General features: G+C 61.0%; 12 protein-coding genes and 2 pseudogenes. 9 read left to right on the top strand and 5 right to left on the bottom strand.

Going from position 1 to position 18,088, the window contains the following annotated elements:
• A partial coding sequence (locus DL86_RS14835; RefSeq protein WP_036263073.1) for a DUF1269 domain-containing protein occupies window positions 1–378 on the bottom strand: 378 nt, incomplete at its 3' end.
• Between the two features lie 122 nt (window positions 379–500).
• Between DL86_RS14835 and DL86_RS14830 the strand changes: the two genes are divergently transcribed.
• The 4 genes and pseudogenes from DL86_RS14830 to DL86_RS19445 all read left to right on the top strand — a co-directional run bounded on the left by DL86_RS14830 (window position 501) and on the right by DL86_RS19445 (window position 5,210).
• Window positions 501–1,541 carry an AI-2E family transporter gene (locus DL86_RS14830; RefSeq protein ID WP_036263081.1) on the top strand — a complete coding sequence of 347 codons (1,041 nt, stop codon included), beginning with the start codon at window positions 501–503 and terminating at the stop codon, window positions 1,539–1,541.
• A gap of 430 nt (window positions 1,542–1,971) precedes the next feature.
• Window positions 1,972–3,018: a patatin-like phospholipase family protein gene (locus DL86_RS14825; protein ID WP_156964687.1), complete on the top strand. Its 1,047-nt coding sequence runs from the start codon at window positions 1,972–1,974 to the stop codon at window positions 3,016–3,018.
• A gap of 3 nt (window positions 3,019–3,021) precedes the next feature.
• On the top strand, window positions 3,022–4,473 hold the full coding sequence (locus tag DL86_RS14820) for a GntP family permease (RefSeq protein ID WP_036263067.1): 1,452 nt from the start codon (window positions 3,022–3,024) through the stop codon (window positions 4,471–4,473).
• Between the two features lie 30 nt (window positions 4,474–4,503).
• Window positions 4,504–5,210 (top strand): annotated as a pseudogene (locus DL86_RS19445) (IS5 family transposase).
• 23 nt (window positions 5,211–5,233) lie between these two features.
• Here DL86_RS19445 and DL86_RS14805 read toward each other — a convergent pair.
• Together DL86_RS14805 and DL86_RS14800 are read right to left on the bottom strand one after the other, a co-directional pair.
• A complete protein-coding gene (locus tag DL86_RS14805; protein ID WP_036263061.1) occupies window positions 5,234–6,058 on the bottom strand; it encodes a molybdate ABC transporter substrate-binding protein in 825 nt (274 codons plus the stop codon).
• Window positions 6,059–6,275: 217 nt separating this feature from the next.
• Window positions 6,276–7,112, bottom strand: coding sequence for a molybdate ABC transporter substrate-binding protein (locus DL86_RS14800; protein ID WP_036263059.1), 837 nt, complete (start codon window positions 7,110–7,112; stop codon window positions 6,276–6,278).
• Between the two features lie 1,186 nt (window positions 7,113–8,298).
• On the opposite strand from DL86_RS14800, the gene DL86_RS14795 reads away from it, so the two are divergent.
• From DL86_RS14795 to DL86_RS14775, 5 genes are all read left to right on the top strand, one after another.
• A complete protein-coding gene (locus DL86_RS14795; protein WP_245276391.1) occupies window positions 8,299–11,472 on the top strand; it encodes a two-partner secretion domain-containing protein in 3,174 nt (1,057 codons plus the stop codon).
• A 31-nt stretch (window positions 11,473–11,503) separates the two neighbouring features.
• Window positions 11,504–13,228: a ShlB/FhaC/HecB family hemolysin secretion/activation protein gene (locus DL86_RS14790; protein WP_036263055.1), complete on the top strand. Its 1,725-nt coding sequence runs from the start codon at window positions 11,504–11,506 to the stop codon at window positions 13,226–13,228.
• Window positions 13,229–13,344: 116 nt separating this feature from the next.
• A complete protein-coding gene (gene exbB, locus DL86_RS14785; RefSeq protein WP_036263076.1) occupies window positions 13,345–13,776 on the top strand; it encodes a TonB-system energizer ExbB in 432 nt (143 codons plus the stop codon).
• Window positions 13,769–14,152, top strand: coding sequence for an ExbD/TolR family protein (locus DL86_RS14780; protein ID WP_036263053.1), 384 nt, complete (start codon window positions 13,769–13,771; stop codon window positions 14,150–14,152). Before exbB ends, DL86_RS14780 begins: the two co-directional genes overlap by 8 nt.
• A gap of 19 nt (window positions 14,153–14,171) precedes the next feature.
• Window positions 14,172–14,915, top strand: coding sequence for a TonB family protein (locus DL86_RS14775; RefSeq protein WP_036263050.1), 744 nt, complete (start codon window positions 14,172–14,174; stop codon window positions 14,913–14,915).
• 192 nt (window positions 14,916–15,107) lie between these two features.
• On the opposite strand, the pseudogene DL86_RS20580 reads toward DL86_RS14775, so the two are convergent.
• Together DL86_RS20580 and DL86_RS14770 are read right to left on the bottom strand one after the other, a co-directional pair.
• Window positions 15,108–15,248, bottom strand: a pseudogene (locus DL86_RS20580) (transposase family protein); the annotation flags it as partial.
• A gap of 142 nt (window positions 15,249–15,390) precedes the next feature.
• The gene (locus DL86_RS14770; RefSeq protein ID WP_036263047.1) at window positions 15,391–17,919 is read right to left on the bottom strand and encodes a hypothetical protein; all 2,529 of its coding nucleotides are present in this window, start codon (window positions 17,917–17,919) and stop codon (window positions 15,391–15,393) included.
• Window positions 17,920–18,088 lie beyond the last annotated feature (169 nt).

Raw genomic sequence — 18,088 nt, 5'->3', positions numbered from 1 at the left:
CGTCATTTCCTTGATGAGCACGAACAAGGCGGCATTGCCGGGCTGGATGCTTTCGGCGATGTCTTTCATGAACTTGTCATTGATGCCGAAGTCCGTCAGCGCGCCGCCCAATGCGCCGCCCGCCGCCCCTAAAGCCACGCCGAGAATCGGATTGAGGAAAATCACGCCGACCAACAAGCCCCAGAAACTGCCCGAGGCGGCGCCGGCCGCCGTTGTGTTGACGACCTGGTGCAGTTGGATCCGGTCATCTGCTGATTTGGTGGCGACGACAGCGTCCGAGAGTTTGATCAGATATTCCTTCTGCAAATCAAACAGGCGGTTTCGCACCTCCTCTGCTTTTTCCTGGGACGGATAGACAATGACGATGAGATCGGACATTGTAGGTTACCCCGCTTGCAAATGAGCCTTATCGGCAATGTAGAATGCGCTGCCCGCCGCGCTTTTTCAAGCCGCCGATCAGCGCAGCGGGTCCGAAAGGCAAGCAATATCGAGGACGAAACATGGACAATAGCGTCGTCCGCATTGCCTGCGCTCTGATCATCGCTTTTCTTGTCATCGATGCGTTTTATTTCGCCGACGTCGTCTTCGAACCGGTCGCCTTCGCGCTCTTCGCGATCATCATTGTCTGGCCGCTGCAGAAGGCGCTGGAGACCCGGATGCCGCGCGGCTTGGCGCTGATCGTCACCGTTCTCGTGACGCTGGCCGTCGTCGTCAAGCTCGCCTCCATGGTGGCGTGGGGCGGCGGTCAGGTCGCCCAATGGGTCAGCCAGAACTTCACCCGCGTCCAGAGCCTTTATGTCGCGGGAACCAACTGGCTCGAGGAATACGACATTTTCATCGTCTCGACGGTCGCCGAGCATTTCAACGCATCCTCGCTGCTGCGCGTCTTTCAGGAAATCGCCACCAGGCTGAACAGCCTTGTCGCCTTCTCCCTTCTGGTTTTCCTGTTCATGGCGATGGGGCTTCTCGAAGCCGAGGAGTTCAAGGCCAATCTCCAATCGCTGGGAGACCAAACCCATAGCGCGAGGCTGATCGCCGCGGGGGCGAAGATCGGTCAGAAATTCCGCCAATATATGCTGGTGCGGACCTTGGCGAGCGTCTTGACCGGGCTTGTGGTATGGGTCTTTTCGCTTGTGGTCGGCCTGGAGCTCGCCGCCGCCTGGGGCGTCATCGCCTATGCGCTGAACTACATTCCATTGATCGGGACGCTCGTCTCGACGATCCTGCCGACGCTGTTCGCCTTCGTTCAAACGGGATCGTGGGAATTGCCCACTCTCGTCCTGACAACGCTGGCCATCGTCCAGTTCCTCATCGGCAGCTATTTCGAACCTTTGTTCACCGCCAAGACCCTCGCCATTTCTCCCTTCGTCGTGATGTTCGCGGTGTTCTTCTGGGGCTTCATCTGGGGCTTGCCAGGGACCTTCATCGGCGTTCCAATTCTGATCGCATTCCTCACCGTCTGCGAGCAATACCCTTCCCTCCAATGGATCGCAGTGCTCCTCTCGGGACAAGCGCCACCCGACAAGACACACAACGCATGATCGGCGAAGCGACGCGCCGCGAAAAAGCGGACGCTCCGCATGAAGTGAGGAATCTGCGCTGCTTGTCGGCGAAAGGGAACCGGCTCAAGCGCCGTCGTTGTCAAGCGTTGATGGCTTTCGCAACATTGTCGCGTTTGCGGACCATGATTTGATTCGTCCTAAAGCGTTTCCCGATCAGATGGGGTCATCTGATCGAAAAGGAATCGCTCGGATTCAAAGTGTTGGAGCATGTTCTTAAGAGACATCGGATATATCCGATGTCCAAATATCAAAAAGTTGATCAACTTTTTCGGGCAAGAAATCGAGCGCTGTGAGCGACGCCCGCGTGAGCCTGCGCGCTTCGCAAACTGAATGTGCGTGACGCTATGGTCTAGCCATCTTACAATATCCAGGTCAGCTACGGCTTATCCGATGATTTCCGCGAGGTCCGATGTCCATGGAATCAACTGGGGCCGCCATCACGCGCGATCCCATCCTTGTCGATCTTGCGTTGCAGGGCGGCGGCGCGCATGGCGCGTTCACGTGGGGCGTGCTCGATCGTCTGCTTGAGGAGCCTTGGCTTGGCGTCGACGGCATTTCCGGCACCTCCGCCGGAGCGATGAATGCCGCTGTGCTGGTCGATGGCCATGCGAAGGGCGGGGCCGCCGGCGCACGGGAAGCTTTGGAGACATTCTGGCGACGCGTCTCCGATGCGGCTCGATTCAGTCCGCTCCGGCGCGGGCCTTTCGATGTGCTGCTCGGCCGCTGGACGCTGGACTCCTCGCCCGTCTATGTCGCGATGGATCTCATGTCGCGGCTGCTATCGCCCTATGACTTGAATCCGAAGGGCAATAATCCGTTGCGGGCGATCCTGACCGAACTCGTGGATTTCGAGCGGCTGGCGCAATCGCCGATGAAGCTCTTCATCACAGCCACCAATGTCCAGACCGGCCGCGGTCACGTGTTCAAAAACGACGCCATTACGCCGGACGTTCTACTCGCCTCGGCTTGCCTGCCGACCATGTTCCAAGCCATAGAGATCGACGGCGAGCCTTACTGGGACGGCGGCTATTCCGGCAATCCCACGATAACGCCCCTCATCCGGGAGTGTAAATCGCACGATACCATTCTCGTCCAGATCAACCCGATCGAGCGCAAAGAATCGCCGCGCTCCGCATCCGAGATTTTGAACCGCCTGAATGAAGTGTCCTTCAACTCGGTTCTCCTGAAGGAGCTGCGGATGATCGCCTTGCTTCGGCACGTCGCCGATCCGGGCGACAGCGAGGGCGCGCAATGGGCTGGCATGCGCATCCACCGGATCGCGAGCGAGATGATGACCGAGCTCGGCGCCTCTTCCAAACTCAACGCGGAATGGGAATTCTTCTCCCTGCTTCGCGATGAAGGGCGAAAAGCGGCGCAGCTTTTTTTGGAGACGCATGCCGCCGATCTCGGGCGCCGGTCGACCCTCGATCTCGATGTTTTCCTGGAAGGAATCTGACGCATGGGACTGCTCGGCATTCTTGTCGCTCTCGGGCTGCTGATCTGGCTCGCCTATCGGGGCTGGAGCGTGCTTCTGCTCGCTCCCCTGGCGGCGGTGCTCGCCGCCGGATTGGCGGGGGAGCCGCTGCTCGCCCATTGGACGCAAACTTTTATGGGAAGCGCCGCGCGTTTCATCATGCAGTTTTTCCCGATTTTTCTCCTTGGCGCCCTCTTCGGCAAGCTCATGGAGGACAGCGGCTCCGTTTCGGCCATCGCAACCTTTATGACAATGCGCCTGGGGACAAAGCGCGCGGTGCTAGCGGTCGTCCTCGCCGGCGCGCTGGTCACCTATGGGGGCGTCAGTCTCTTTGTCGCCTTCTTCGTCCTGGCTCCCATGGCGCATGAGCTATTTCGCGTCGCCGCGATCCCCAAGCGATTGATGCCGGCGGCGATCGCTCTTGGCGCATCCACCTTCACGATGTCGGCGCTGCCCGGAACGCCGGCGATCCAGAACGCGATCCCGATGCCATTTTTCGGCACCACGCCCTTCGCGGCGCCGGGCCTTGGGGTCATCGCCTCGGCCATCATGCTGGGGTTCGGCCTTTGGTGGCTCGCCCGCGCCGAGGCCAGCGCTCGCAGGAAGGGCCAAGGCTACGGCGCCGATGCGGCTTCCGGGGCCGATGCGGCGGACGACCTCGTCGTCCGCGAGCGCGCGACAACCTCCAGCACGTTCGATCCAGCCGAGATCCGCCACGGCCATGAGAGCGTTTCCGCTCCGTCCATCGCCGTGGCCGTTTTTCCGCTCGTCATCGTGGTCGGCGTCAATCTCTTGATGTCCTTGTTTATATTGCCTCGTCTCAACGCTTCATATCTCGCCGACGAGGCGTGGGGTTCGACATCGCTGTCCGCCGTCGGCGGCGTGTGGGCGGTCGTGACCGCGCTCGCAGCTGCCATCGTCGTGCTGATCGCGGTCAACTTGCGGCGGCTGCCCGACCTCCGCGGAAGCATGGACGCCGGCGCCAATGCCTCCGCGCTGCCGGTGTTGAGCGTCGCCAGCCTCGTCGGCTTTGGCTCGGTGGTCGCGGCGCTGCCCGCCTTCGCGATGGTTCGCGATTGGGTGCTGTCGATTCAAGGCGGCCCGCTGGTTTCGCTGGCGGTGGCCACAAATGTGCTCGCCTCGCTCACCGGTTCGGCGTCCGGTGGACTGACGATCGCGCTCGACGCGCTCGGCGATTCCTATATGCGCCTTGCCGCCGAAAAGGGGATCGATCCGGGGCTGATGCACCGCATCGCCGTGATCGGCGCGGGCACGCTCGACAGTCTGCCGCACAATGGCGCCGTAGTCACGCTGCTCGCGGTCTGCGGATCGACCCATCGGGAAAGCTATTTTGACATCGTTATGGTGTCGATCGTCGGCGGCCTCCTTGCCCTCGCCGCCGTCATCGGATTGGGAACCGCCTTTGGCTCATTCTAGTTTTGGTTCACCGACGAGCAATGGGCGCAGATCGAGCCGTATTTGCCCAAGGTCCACCCGGGGCCGCGACGCTACGACGATCAACGCATTTTGAGTGGGATCTGCATGCGCTGACGATCGGCTGTCGTTGGGACGATTGCCCGCGGGAGTGGGGTCCGTCCAAGACGATCTACAATCGGTTCGCGCGCTGGAGCCAGCGGGGCATCTGGCAAAAGATCTTCAAATCGGTCGCGGCGCCTTCCGAGCCGCCGGAGCAGGTCGCCTTGGACAGCAGCCATGTGAAAGCCCACCGCTGCGCCAGCGGCGGAAAAGGGGGCCGAGTTTCAGGCGATCGGGCTCACGAAGGGTGGTGAAAACAGCAAGACACACGCGATTGTCGACGACCATGTCAGGCCATGGCCGTTGGTCCTGCCCCCCGGCAACACCGCCGATTGTGTCAAAGCGCAAGAATGCGTCAGCCCGACCCCGTAAGGGAACTCCTGGCCGACAAAACCTATGACACGAACGCGTTTCACGCCTACCTCAAACAGCAGAACATTAGCGTTGCCATTCCCGGCAAATCCAATCGCAAGGGGCGCATCAGGCACGACAAGAACGCCTACAAGAAGCGCAACGTCATCGAGCGCCGCTTCGGAAGGTTGAAGGATTTCCGGTGCATCGTCACGCGATACGACAAGCTCACCGGACGCTATTTCGCCACCCTTTGTCTTGTCGCTACCGTTGCGCATTGGCTTTGAGCTATTTGAGCCCTGAGCCTAGTCTAGGGAAGCTGATAGCAATAGTAGAGAATTTTAGCGGTCCCAGCGGAAGTGCCAACGCCCGTCAAGAAGTTGACAAAGTTGGTCAGCACCGTGTTTTGCGCTGTCGTACGGCCACTACGGTTAATCTTTATGGCGTATTGTTTGATTTGATCGTAGGGGTGCGCCGGGTCGTTGTAAAGATATGAGTGATGGTAAGTGCCTGCGGGATATACCTCGGAACTACCGGGCTTTGTGCAGATTGCCGATTTGGCCACAAACCCATACGCAAAAGTCCCGCTGTTGACTGCTTGGTAGGTCGTAGTGATATTGGGCCGTGTGAAAACGAATCCGCTCGGGATTGTCGTAATAGACCAAGGCGATGATGCCAGGACTTGTTGGGCCGCCTTTCCATAAGGGGCTTTGGTCGGGTCGGCGATCACGATATTTGTTGTTAGGGGATTTGGCAGGCCCGCGCTGATATTCACTGTTTTGGACCAAAGCTCCAGAGAGCCAGTGGCATAATGAAATGGGGCGCCGACGACCAGGCTATTGTGATTCGCATATAAGTCTTGCGGTGCAGCAAAGTCCGCTGACAAAAACAGATCATATGTCGTCGCCGTGCCGGCGCTAATGATAGCGTTTTTGATATTTGTCGTGGAATCTGAGACCAGCGAGAATGAATCACTTGGGTAGAGGGATTGGAATGGTCCAAGCATAGAATTCAATGTAGCGGCAAAATTCGCCGCCACAGCAATCTTGATGCTGGTCGCATAAGCCGGCGCGCACATTATGGTTAAAGCGGCAGCGACGGCGAAATTCAGCTGTTTTAGCTTGCCTATTAACATGACCTTTTCCTATTCTTTAGAGATTGGACGGCGCGACTTTGATCTTGTCCGCTTCAAGCCATTGGCCGCGCGGAGATGTCGGGCAATCTATTGTTGATGTGACAAAGGGTTTGCCTGCAAAGCAGCAGGACATGCGCGAAGGGGCCCTGCGGCGCGGGCAGCGCGTAAGCTGAGGATTCTGAGATGCTTCAGCCGACCCTGCCGAGGACGCGGCTTCTTAAGATGCTTTATAGCAATATTGTTTTATTAGGCTCGTCCCGACAGTGGCGCCTTGTCCAGTCAAGAAGTTGACGAAATCGGTGAGTTCGGTTTCCTTGTCTGTTGCACGGGTTACGGCGATCTTAAGACCCTTTAAGCTAATTGGAATGTACGGGTGTGCGGAATTCGTAGGACTATATTCGTGATGATAAGTGCCTTCGACATAATATTCAGAGCCGTTATTGTATTGACAGATTTGCGACTTAGCGACAAATCCATAGGGGTAGCTTCCCCCGTCAACCGCGGCAAACGTCGTGCCTATGTCGTCTCGTGTCTTAATGTGGTTTTGACGAAGGGCGGTAACAATCCCTGGCGTTGTAGCTAATACTTGCGCCGTCGCCCGCCCATAAGCGTCTTTGAGCGGATCGGCGATCACAAAATCTTGGGTCAACGAAGATGGCAAGCCTGCGCTAATATCTACTGATTTTGAATAAAGCATCAGGGAATCTGTAGCATACTGAAATGGTTGACCGACCACCAGGCTGGGTTGCTTAAGCGCCAAATCGTACAATGCCAGATTGTCCGGTGACAATAACAGATCATATGGTCCTGATGGAGCGCCATTTATAATCTCACTTTTGAGATTTGCCGTAGAGTCGACGGTCACAACGACATTGTAGTTGAGATTTCCATGAGTGATGTAGTACTCCTGGAAAGCGCCTGACAAGTCAATCAAGGCTTCTGCAAAACTCGGCGCCACGCCAACCGAGATTGTGGTCGCGTAAGCGGACGAATACATCGTCACTAGAGCCGCCGAGGCGCCTAATGTCAGTTTTTTAACCTTACCGATTATCATGATATTCTTCCCTTTTCGTCAAATGCTCGATGCGCGATCTATGAATTCATCGGCCTCAAGCGATTCGGTTGTAAAGTCACAGGCGGCGCGCAACTCACCCAACTCTGTCCCATTGGGCCATGACCGCGAGCAGCGACGCGACGAAGGTGCGCGGCGCTTCCATGTTGTTGGTTGAAATCGTGGCGATCTGATCCTTGCGGATCATCGCAAAGATCTCATAATCGCTGATGTTGCATCGTGCTCATGGACTTGACGCCAAGACCTGGCCGAACGAACCGCGTGATCCGACGATGATCCTGACGATGTTGTTGAGATATTTGCCCTGGCGTGCAGCGCCGCGTCCAGCGCGACGCGATTCGCCGGCGTGCGCTCTACATCTTTGAAGCGGACGGGGAACCGCGGAGACCACTGGACAGCCCAAAGGAAGCCGCCTGCCGCAAACTGGCGGCCCTTGAACGCATTGACTCTCTTTGCCCATCGATCAGCACCCCGCGCACGCGACCCTAGTCTCACCGCACCCGTGAGCCGAATGGCGACCGAGCCATTCTTTGTTTCTTATGCATGATTGATGTCGCATGAACCGGAACGGGCGGCAGCACATCGACGTATAGCTATATTGTGTACGATATTGCTAAAGGCAAATCAAGGCCATTTCAGCGGGCATCCCTTTGCTGCCAGCCAATTACGTTCCGCGCTGAGGCTGGCGCGTTTCGGGCGCTAACTTTTGCCGTCGGCAGGGAAGGCCAGGACGCCCGAAACATCGTCGGTGGGCTGTATTTGGGGGGCAGCAGACGGCCCCGAAAGCGCCGCTGAGCTCACAGACTGAATTTGACATTTAACAACATCCGAACAGGGCGCCTGGGTCGGCGCCGACGCCAGCGTAGCTAATATGCCACAGCGCCGAAATATCGCTCGCGTACGAGTTGCGTGGGCACTTTTTTCGGTTGACCTGGGTCGAGGCGTAACGGACCATACTATATATCAAAATATATCGATAAGCGCCGACGCACTGCCTGCCGGAGCCCCTCTTTAGAGACTGCCAGCCATGACCTCAACAGCCCCCAAAATGGCTCTTCGCCAAAAAAGCATAACTTCGAAGCGCGCCGCAGCGCGGCTTACCACAGATCCGCTCTCCTCGCCGCGTCCTTCCGGTCGCCTGCGCGCGTTCCAGGGATCCTTCGCCACAATGACGGCCATTGCAGCGCTGATGGCCTTGCAGCGCCCTGCTTTGGCGGGGCCCACCGGCGGCACGGTCATAGAGGGCTCGGCGGGCATCTTTCACGCTGGAAGCGTCACCAACATCAATCAGTTCTCCAACAAGGCAATCATCAACTGGCTGGGTTTTTCGATCGGCGCGCAGGAAACCGTCAACTTCAACCAGCCAAGCAGTTCGGCGGTGACGCTCAACCGCGTCATTGGCAACGAGACGAGCGTCATCGCCGGCGCACTCAACGCCAACGGGCAGGTCTTCATCGTAAATTCAGCGGGTGTGCTCTTCACCAGAGACGCGCAGGTCAATGTCGGCGGTCTTGTCGCCTCCACGCTCGATATCTCCAACTCAAATTTCATGGTCGGGAACTACAGCTTTTCCGGCTCCTCGAAGGCTTCCGTCGTCAATCAGGGCAAAATTCAGGCGAGCGAAGGAGGCTATGTCGCGCTGCTCGGCAAGACGGTCTCGAATAAGGGCGTGATCACCGCGACTCTTGGGACTGTGGCCATGGCGGCGGGAGATAGAATTGCCCTAAATTTCGAGGGCAACTCGCTCATCGACGTAACGATCGACCAAGGGACGCTGAACGCTTTGGTCGAGAACAAGGGGGCGATCACGGCTGACGGAGGGCGAGTGATCATGACGGCCAGAGCGGCCGACGCCGTCCTGTCGGCGCAGGTCAATAATACCGGCGTCATTCGGGCGCGCACCATGGCCGATCTCATGGGCGGTCCGGCGCATGTCGGCTCGATCAAACTTTCCACCATCGGCGGCAAGGTCAAGGTTGCGGGCACGCTCGACGCTTCGGCGCCCCAGGGCGGCGCGGGCGGCGCGATCGAGACGAAGGGCAACAGGGTGACTATCGCAAACAGCGCCGCTGTCACAACCGAGGCTTCGATTGGCGTGAACGGGACCTGGCTGATCGACTCCCAAGGGTTTGCCATCGGGGGCAAGGGCGCCAACATCAGCGGGACCACGCTCGGCAGCCTGCTTGGCGCAAATAACATTATTCTGGCCTCGACCAACGGCGGTGGAACGGACGGCAGCATCTATGTCAACGCTCCCGTGACCTGGTCGGCCAATAATATTCTGACGCTTGACGCCGCAAACAACATTAACATCAATGCGCCCATCGCCGCCACGGGCGCCGGCGCCGGGTTGGCGATGAACTATGGCGGCTACGCCACGACGGGAAGCGTCAAGGCCGGCGCTGATTATTACATCAATAATGTCAGCATGGACAGAGATGGCTCCTTGAAGATCAACGATGCTTCGGTGACGCTCAGCGGAGCCAACGCCGGTTTGAGCATCAACGGCCAGACCTACACGCTGATCCACAGCATCGACCAACTGGCCGCGATTAGTCCCCCGGTTCTCAACCCAGACGGCAGCCAAGTCATCAGCGATTGGGATGGCCGAGCGGTATTCACTCCGGCAACAGGCTTTTACGCCCTGGCGCAGGACCTCGACGCTTCCGGCAAGATCTTTTCCGGCGCGGTGGTAAATACCCTAAACGGCACTTTGGCCGGGTTGGGTCATACGGTCAGCAATCTGACCATCAACGACACCGCCGGGTATGGCAATGACGGCTTGATTGGACAGCTTGGCTCTGTGCAAGGGAATTTTCCCTTGCCTCCAACGATCATTGGCGTTGGCGTTGTCCGCGATATCGGCGTGGTGAACGCTAGCATCACCGACAAGAATACTAATGGCCCTGGCGCCGGCAACGACGGCGCCCTCGTCGGGCTGATTAGCATCGGCAGCTCCGTCAGCAACGCCTACTCGATCGGGGCGAAGATGGATGGGGTTTTCAACGTCGGAGGGCTGGTTGGCGTCAACCAGGGCGTTCTCGACAATGCTCACACCGACGACGTGAACATCTCCGCTCTCAACGGCGGCAGCTCCTATGGCGGGTTGGCAGGGGCGAATTATAAAACCATCAGCAACTCCTCCGCCAAAGGACAAATAACGGCGGCTGGCATCTTGAGTGATGATGGCAACGGCCTCACTAACAGCACCGACATCGGCGGCTTGGTCGGGTTCAACGTCGGCTCCATCATCAACTCTCACGCCTTTGTAAACGTAACGGCAACTAATAGCGCTTACGTCGGCGGTCTCGTCGGAGAGAACATCGCCGGCACCTCCTTCGACGGCACTTTCAACCCCGGCCTCATCATCGGCTCCACCGCGAGCGGGACTGTGACGGTGACATGGAATTACGTCTCGGCCAACGGCCAAAACTATGGCGGGTTGGTTGGCAACAACGATGGCGGCACTATCGCCAATTCTTCCGCAAATGTGAATGTGAGCGTGACGGCGGGGTCGGGCATCCTTGATGGGGTAACCTCCCCCGCCGGCGTCGATAACGTCGGCGGGTTGGTGGGGAACAATACGGTTGGATACAACCCGGATGGAACGACTTTCAGCGGGCAAGTCCTCAACTCCTCCTCCTATGGGAATGTGAACGGCGTCGGCCTTGTTTCCAATATCGGCGGAGGGGTCGGACATAACGATGGATCCATCGTCGGCTTGCAAGCCTACGGAGATGTGAACGGCTTTTCAGATGTCGGCGGGCTGGTCGGCTCAAACTACGGCGACGTCAGCGACAGCGCCGCCAGCGGGACTGTTAAGGGGAGGAGCAATGTCAGCGGGCTGATCGGGGGCAATGTCGGCACAATCGCCGGCAGCACGTATCACGATGCGGCCGCCACCGCCCGAGCCGCCGCCGCCCGAGCCGCCGAGGCTGCTCTGGCGGCGACGTCGGCGGCGAATGTGATTGCGACGACAGATGTGGAAATGACAGCGGCTAAACCGCCGAGCTCGGCCATGTCCACTGCCGGCGCGCAGTCGACCGCCGCCATCGCGGGCCCAAAGGTCGAGGATAATATCAAGTTCGAGGAGCCGGCGCGGCGCGCCGTTGAGAGCGAGGGGCAGCGCGCACCCCGCCGCGCCGACGACGCCGCAGTCGAGGAGCAGCGCGCACCCCGCCATGCCGCCGCCGGTCAGACGACGACGGCTCGGAAAGCTAGCGCCAAGGCTTTCGGAGCGGGTTTTGGCGCCACGATCCGCAGCATCGAGATCGACGGCCAGCATTATGACCTGGAGGATCGAGCTTCCAAGAACGGCGCATCCGGTCAGAAATCCCAATAGCAATTCTCTTCGGTTCTAAAGGTTTATCGCAATGAAGGAAGGCACATTCATCGCCTGTTGCGGCGCGCTTTTGGCGACGCTGGGCGCGATGCCCCATGCCAGGGCGCAGAGCGCCGTCCCGGTCCTCCCCTATAATATCGGCGACGCGGTCCGGGACGCCGAAGCGGCGCGACGGGCTCCGCTTCCACGGGCGGAGGCCGCGCCCGTGCTGCCGCAGCTTGTCGAGCCGCAACTGGCGCTCAAGGACCAGGAGACCCTGTTCGTCCGAAGTTTTGAGGTCGAGGGTCCAAAGCTCGTCGGCCAGGCGGAGGTGCGCGAGATATTGGAGCCTTATGAGAATCGCAAACTGCCGCTTGGCGAAATTTATGCGGCGGCGGACAAGATCACGACGCTGTATCGCACCCGGGGCTATCTCGTGGCCAAAACCTATGTCCCGGCTCAGGACGCCCGCAGCGGGGTGCTGCGGATCAAGCTCGTCCCCGGCCAATATGGGGCGATCGCGATCGCCAACCAGTCCCTCGTCCGGGACGATTACCTGCAAAGCGTGATCGATCGGGCGCTCGGCGGGTCGCCGCTTATTCACAAGGACGCGCTCGAACGCGCCATGCTGCTGATTTCCGATCTGCCGGGCGCGGGCATGCCGCGGGTTGCAATTGGGCCCGGGCAGCGGCCGGAGACATCGGATTTCGTGTTCAGCGTTCCGGAAGGGCGGCGACTCGAGGGCTTTCTTCTCGGCGACAATTTCGGCTCGCCCTACACCGGCCGGAACAGGGTGAGCGGCAGCCTCGCCCTGAATTCGCCGCTCGGCTACGGCGATAGGCTCTCGGCTTTCGGCATCGTATCGGAGTCCACCAGCCTCGTGAATGGGCGAGCCGCCTATTCGTTTCCGCTGGGCTATGACGGGCTGCGCGGCGAAATCGGCGCGTTCCGGACGACCTATGTTCTCAGCGGCGTCTACAATGCCGTCAATGCGACTGGCACGGCAGACGCGGTTACCGCGACCCTGACCTATGCGCTGCGGCGGCAACGGGACGACAGCATCTATATTTTGGCGAATTTCACCCGAAAATCGTTGAACGACAAGATTCTCGGCGTCTCTTTCGCCAACAGGACAATCGATCTCGGAACGGTGGCGCTCACCCGCGACACGGTGGGAGCATTCGGCGGCATGCCGCTGACGACGAGCACGACCTTCTCCTTCACGGCTGGCAATGTGAACTTCCCGAACGCCGCGCAAAGGGCTGCGAATATCGCAAGCGTCGACACCGTCGGCAATTATGAGAGGATCAACCTGTCGTTTAATGCAACCCTCGCCTTTAGCGAGAAGCTGTCGCTCTCAACTTTACTAAGGGCTCAGAAATCACTGTCGGGCAACCTTGATTCGAGCGAGCAAATGAGCCTGTCCGGCTATTGGGGCGTCCGCTCCTATGACGAAGGGTTGAGCGGGGACAGCGGCTATCTCGTGACGCCCGAGCTCAAATATGCCCTTCCCGACATTTACCTTTATCGCCACTCGATCGGCTTGTTCACCGACGTTGGCGCCGCCTGGCTCGAGAACGGCTCCTACACGACGACGCAGAAGAGCTACACGCAGCTGAACGACTTCGGTCTCGGCTATTACGCGACCTACGAATATTCCGCCGCCCGGTTCTTCCTCCTCAAGGCGCAAGTCGCCCATACCTATGGATCGGATGTGGGCGCCCCAACCTACAATCAGTGGACCAAGGGACTGTTGCAGGTCGGCCTCACCTTTTAGACGCCAGGAGCAAGACGTCTTGAAGCGCCTCAGTTTTCAACCACGGATGCCTCGTCAAGCGAATCGCCGACGCGTCGCCTCAAAGGCCTCTGGATAGAGGTTTGGAGAAATTCGCAATGCAGATGGAATGGCTTTCAGCCGTCATCGACTTCGGCATCATCGGGCTTCTGGCCGCGCTCAGCGTCATCGTCGTCGCCATCGTCCTGGAGCGCCTGTTTTTCTATCGCTCCATCGAGCTGAAGAGCTTCGCCAGCATCAAGGCGCTCGAGCTGGAATTGACTAAGCGGCTTGTCGTGGTCGCCTCCGTCGCCTCTAACGCGCCCTATATCGGCTTGCTCGGCACTGTTCTTGGCATCATGCTGACCTTCTATAACATGAACCTCGACGCTTCGGCGGATGCGGGCAAGATCATGGTCGGCCTTGCTCTCGCCTTGAAGGCGACGGCCGTGGGACTCATCGTCGCTCTTGTTTCGGTGGTCGCCTATAACGCGCTTTTGCGCAAGACTAAGGTGCTGCTGCTCGAATGGGAGATTGGCCACGATGGATGAGCGGCCTTTTGAATCTCTCAACGTCATTCCGTTCGTTGACATCATGCTGGTGCTCCTCACGATGGTGCTGACCACCGCGAATTTCATAGCGACCGGACGCATCCCCGTCTCGCTGCCCCAGGCGTCGCGGTCGCAGGTCGAGAAGCATCAGGACAAAACGATCGAACTTGCCGCCAACGGGAACGTCTATTTCGACGGCGAGCGGGCGTCGAAGGACGAGCTCGAGCGCCGGCTCGCGACGCTGCCGCCCGACACCTCTTTCCTGATCCGCGCCGATAGGACCATCGCGTTCCAAAGCTTCATCGATGTCGCAGATGTCCTCAAGCAGCTGAATTTTACCAAGGTCGCCGTGCAGACTCGAAGCGGCTCCAAATAGAAGTTTTCAGGGGACTGACATGCTCGAAAAAAAGATGAATGGGAGACTGAAGTTCACGATCTATCACGGCTTCGCCGCGTCGCTCGCCTTGCATTCGGCTGTCGGCCTGCCCTTCGTCGTGCATGCCTTGGCGGCGGCGCCCGAAGAGCCGCCGTCGCTCGTCATCGAACTGCAAGGCGTCGTCGCGCAAAGCCAGACCGAACAAAAGCTCCTTCAGGAAACGAAAGAGAAGGCACAGCAGGACGAGGCCAATAAGGCGAAGCCCGAAAAGGCCTTCGACGCGCCGACCGCGCCTTCCGACGATCAGTCGGCGGACGCCATCGAAAGCGAAAAGGTGACTTCAATGCCGCCGCCCGAGGCTGCGACGAGTCCTTCGGCCGCCGAAGTTTCGGCGGGAGCGGCGGGCTTGAACAATGTATCGGGCGCCGAGGAGCGGCAGAAGGCGCAAATGCTCAGAATGGATCGCGACGCGGAGCTCGATCGCCTCAAGGACTATGTCAAGCTGCTGACGAAAAAGGTGCAGGCCAACCTCGTCTATCCAAACGAAGGACGGCAGGCCGGCCTGCAAGGCGCCGCCACCGTATCCTTCACCATCCTACACAGCGGCCAGATTCGGCCGGAAACTTTGAAGATCATCGCAAGCAGCGGCCAGCCGAAGCTCGATGCGAGCGCATTGAAAACCGTTCGCGCAAGCGCTCCGTTCGATCCGCCGCCAAAGGAGATGACCGTAGCGATCGCTGTCGCCTTCGGCCGCAAGCCTTGAGAGAAACAGGAGAGAGCAAGCAACATTGTGTGTGGGGGGATGAAGTATTGAGGTTAAATCGTTCGCCAGGCCGGCGGCCGATGCCATGGCCAAATAGCTGAACGAGTTCGGCGCCCACCGGGTGCGGCGTTTTTCAGGTGGCTGGTCGACAAATGTCTGCCGCTCGCAAGCTTTATTGCAACAGCGCCAGCGCCGCATCCGAAGCGTCACCGTCACGCCCGCGCCTTGCGCCGGAACGTCGTGCAAATGCCGCTGATGCCAGCCATGCCGATGCTTTGACTGTTTGCGGCAGCCGGGACAGACGCCAAACGCGTCGCCGAACGCCAAAATCATCCAGCGGCCGTGGACCTGTTCCGCGTCCAAAACCCGCACGCCACACACCGGAGCCCTCGGGCTGAGTCGGCTTCAACGATTCAATGCGCTGCTGGTGCGTCTCACTGCTGAGGCCACTCAGTTTCGATGCCTGCTGGATTCCTCATGCCAAGGTGAACGTCAGTGCGGATTGCCCCTGATAGGCGTTGTCCTGTCCCACCGGCGCTGTGGTGTCGAACCAGCGCCGGGTGATCTCGAACTGGAGCCGATATTCCCCGCTTGGCAGGGCGCCGCTCGGCATCAGGAGCGCCTGGGTGCCGCTGGCGTTCTGAATCGCGACCAGGCCGATGGCGCGCCATTCGCTCTCATCGGGGCGGGTCCAATCGACCAGCCGGCCCAGCCGGTCGAAGAACAGCGTGACCCCCGCAAGCGCTAGGCGATCCGCGCGGGAGAGTGCGGTTGCGGGCCGCGTCGTGGTGGCGCCGGTGGCTAGGAGCGTCACGACGAAACGGTTCCCGACCAGTTCCACCGATACGAAGGGCCTGGCGCCCGGCGCGGGGCGAAGGTCCGGCCGCTGTCGGCCGGCCATCGCGGCCTGGCCGCGCGGCCCCAACATCCCGGGATCGCGGCTCAATGGCGCCGGTCCGAGCCGCCGCGTGGGGTCGAACGCCGGCGGGCGCGTCGGCGGCAGCGGCCGGAAGAGGTCGGCGACCGCATCGCGGACCCGGTCGACCAGGGCGGGATCGATCGGCGGCAGGGGCGTCCGACGGCGCAGGTCCAGCACGACCTCCTCGACCAAATCGATCGGTTCCGGGCTCTCCATGACGAACCAGCGGTCGGCGCCGGCGGTCGCGAGGTCGAGGTGCACGCGCTCCGGAGCTTCGCGGAGCGGGACGGCGAGGCTCCGGACCGCCTCCCCGAACACGCGCTCGCGGTCGCTGTCGGCGGCGTCCGGACGCATGGCCGCGGCGATCTCGCCGCCGAGCCGGGCGAGCACCGCGGCGAGGGTGTCCTCGGCGCCGGCGATCGGCAGCTGGCCGATCGCTCCAGCGGTGGCGATGTGGTCGGCGAAGCTTTCGTAGCGGCTGGTGTCGAAGTCGAAGCCGTACATCTCAAGCCCGCGCACCCGCAGGCTCAGGATGCGCGCCTGTGCGCCCCCGATCTCGCACAGCCCAGGCGCCTCGGCGCCGCGGTCGACCCCCAGCGTGACCCCCGCGACGCCCGCTCGGATGCGGTCGGCGAAGACGTCGACGCGGAGGCTGATCGTCTCCGGCAGGGCGGCGATGGCCTGCGACCCCACCGCGTGTCCGCCGGACAGCGCGTGCGCCTCGAGCGTTCCGGAGCCGTCCGGATTGGCGGTCACGCTGAAGCACAGCCCGCCGCCAGGGTTCGCGGCATTGATCAGAACCGCGGCCGAGAGATGGCCGGAGGCGGCGAGGCTGCCGGTGAGCTGGAGGCTGAACGAATCCCAGTCGGGTTCGCCGAACCGGCCGGTCGCCGCGGCGTCAGCGCGGAGCGCCCCATCCTCGACGGTCCAGGCGCCGGTGATCGCGCGGAATGCGCTGATGTCGGCGGTCTCGAACGGCGCGCGTTCGACGACCGGGCCGCCGGCGGGCCGCATCGCCGCGTGATAGCCGCTGCGCGCCTGCCAGAGCGGACGGCCCGCCGAGTCGAAAGGCTCGACTCCCAGGCGCGGCCGCGATTCGGTCCAGACGTCGTCCGGCGGGCAGGTCCCGCCCGAGTCCTGCGAGAGGACCTGGTAGCGCCGCCGAAGGCCGCCTTTGCCCTGCGCGGCGATCAGGTCGTGCAGGATTTCGGCGAGCGTCAGCCCGCCCGCGCCGCGATGGTCGAGGAACCAGTCGTTGCTCTCGAACGAGGACCTCTCGGGTCCGGTTTCCGGGCGGGTATCGAAGCGGGTCCCGACGGTTAGCGTCACCGGATAGCGGAAGCCCGCCTCGTTATCGCCCCCGGCGCCCGGCCCGAACAGCCGCAGATCGGGCGAGAGGACGAGATGCACGCTTTCGTCGCGGTAGACCCGGCCGCGGCCGCCCGGCGGACGGCTCACCACGTAGGGCCGCAGTTCAAGCCCGGGTTCGACCGTCTCATTGAGACCTGGCGCGCCCGCGGTGACGAAGCTCGCCCGTTCGATCATCGAACGGGTCTCGAACGAGGTGTTGGTGTGGCGGATCTTGACCTGCGTCGTCAGCGCGATCTCGTACTCGTGCTGGGGCAGGAACGGGGCCTTCGAACCGTGGCCGTCCTCGTCGATTCGGTCGCAACGGAGCCGGTCGTCCTCGGCATGGGCGCGGTCGGCTTCGAGCAGGCACTCGATCCAGTCGATCTCCAGCGCCTCGAACAGCTTTTCGTCGCCGGCGTCGGGCTTACTGGCCGTCTCGACCGTAATATCGAGGCTGCGGAATACGCCGCCCGGATGGACCGCGACGGTCTGGAACATCAGGTTGACGCTCAGCGTCTTTTCCGCCCGCTCGACCACCTCGCCCTCCTCGTCGCGGGCGGTGAAGACGACGACCAGGGCGCGCGCCACGGCGGCGAAGCTGATCGTCGCCTCGGCCAGGTCCTCCTCGGAGGTGAGCGATATCGCGCGGCCAGCGGTGAAGCTCGCAACCCGGTCGCAGCCCGATCCCGGCTGGAGCGGCGGGCGGATCGAGCAACCGCCGAAGCGGGCGCGCATCGGAGCCGGGGTCCCGCGGCGCACGAAGGCGAGGGTTTGTTGATTTCCGCTTCGAACTGACCCGGGATTTTCATTGAGAAGTGACCCGGGTGGATGTTGTGTCCCGCGTTGCGGGCGAGGGTCAAGCGGCGGATTTTTCCTTTCGTGTTTTGGGAGCTGCGGCGCTTGC

The organism is Methylocapsa aurea, assembly GCF_000746085.1.
Classification (GTDB): domain Bacteria; phylum Pseudomonadota; class Alphaproteobacteria; order Rhizobiales; family Beijerinckiaceae; genus Methylocapsa; species Methylocapsa aurea.
This window is presented reverse-complemented; position numbering and strand designations above follow the sequence as displayed.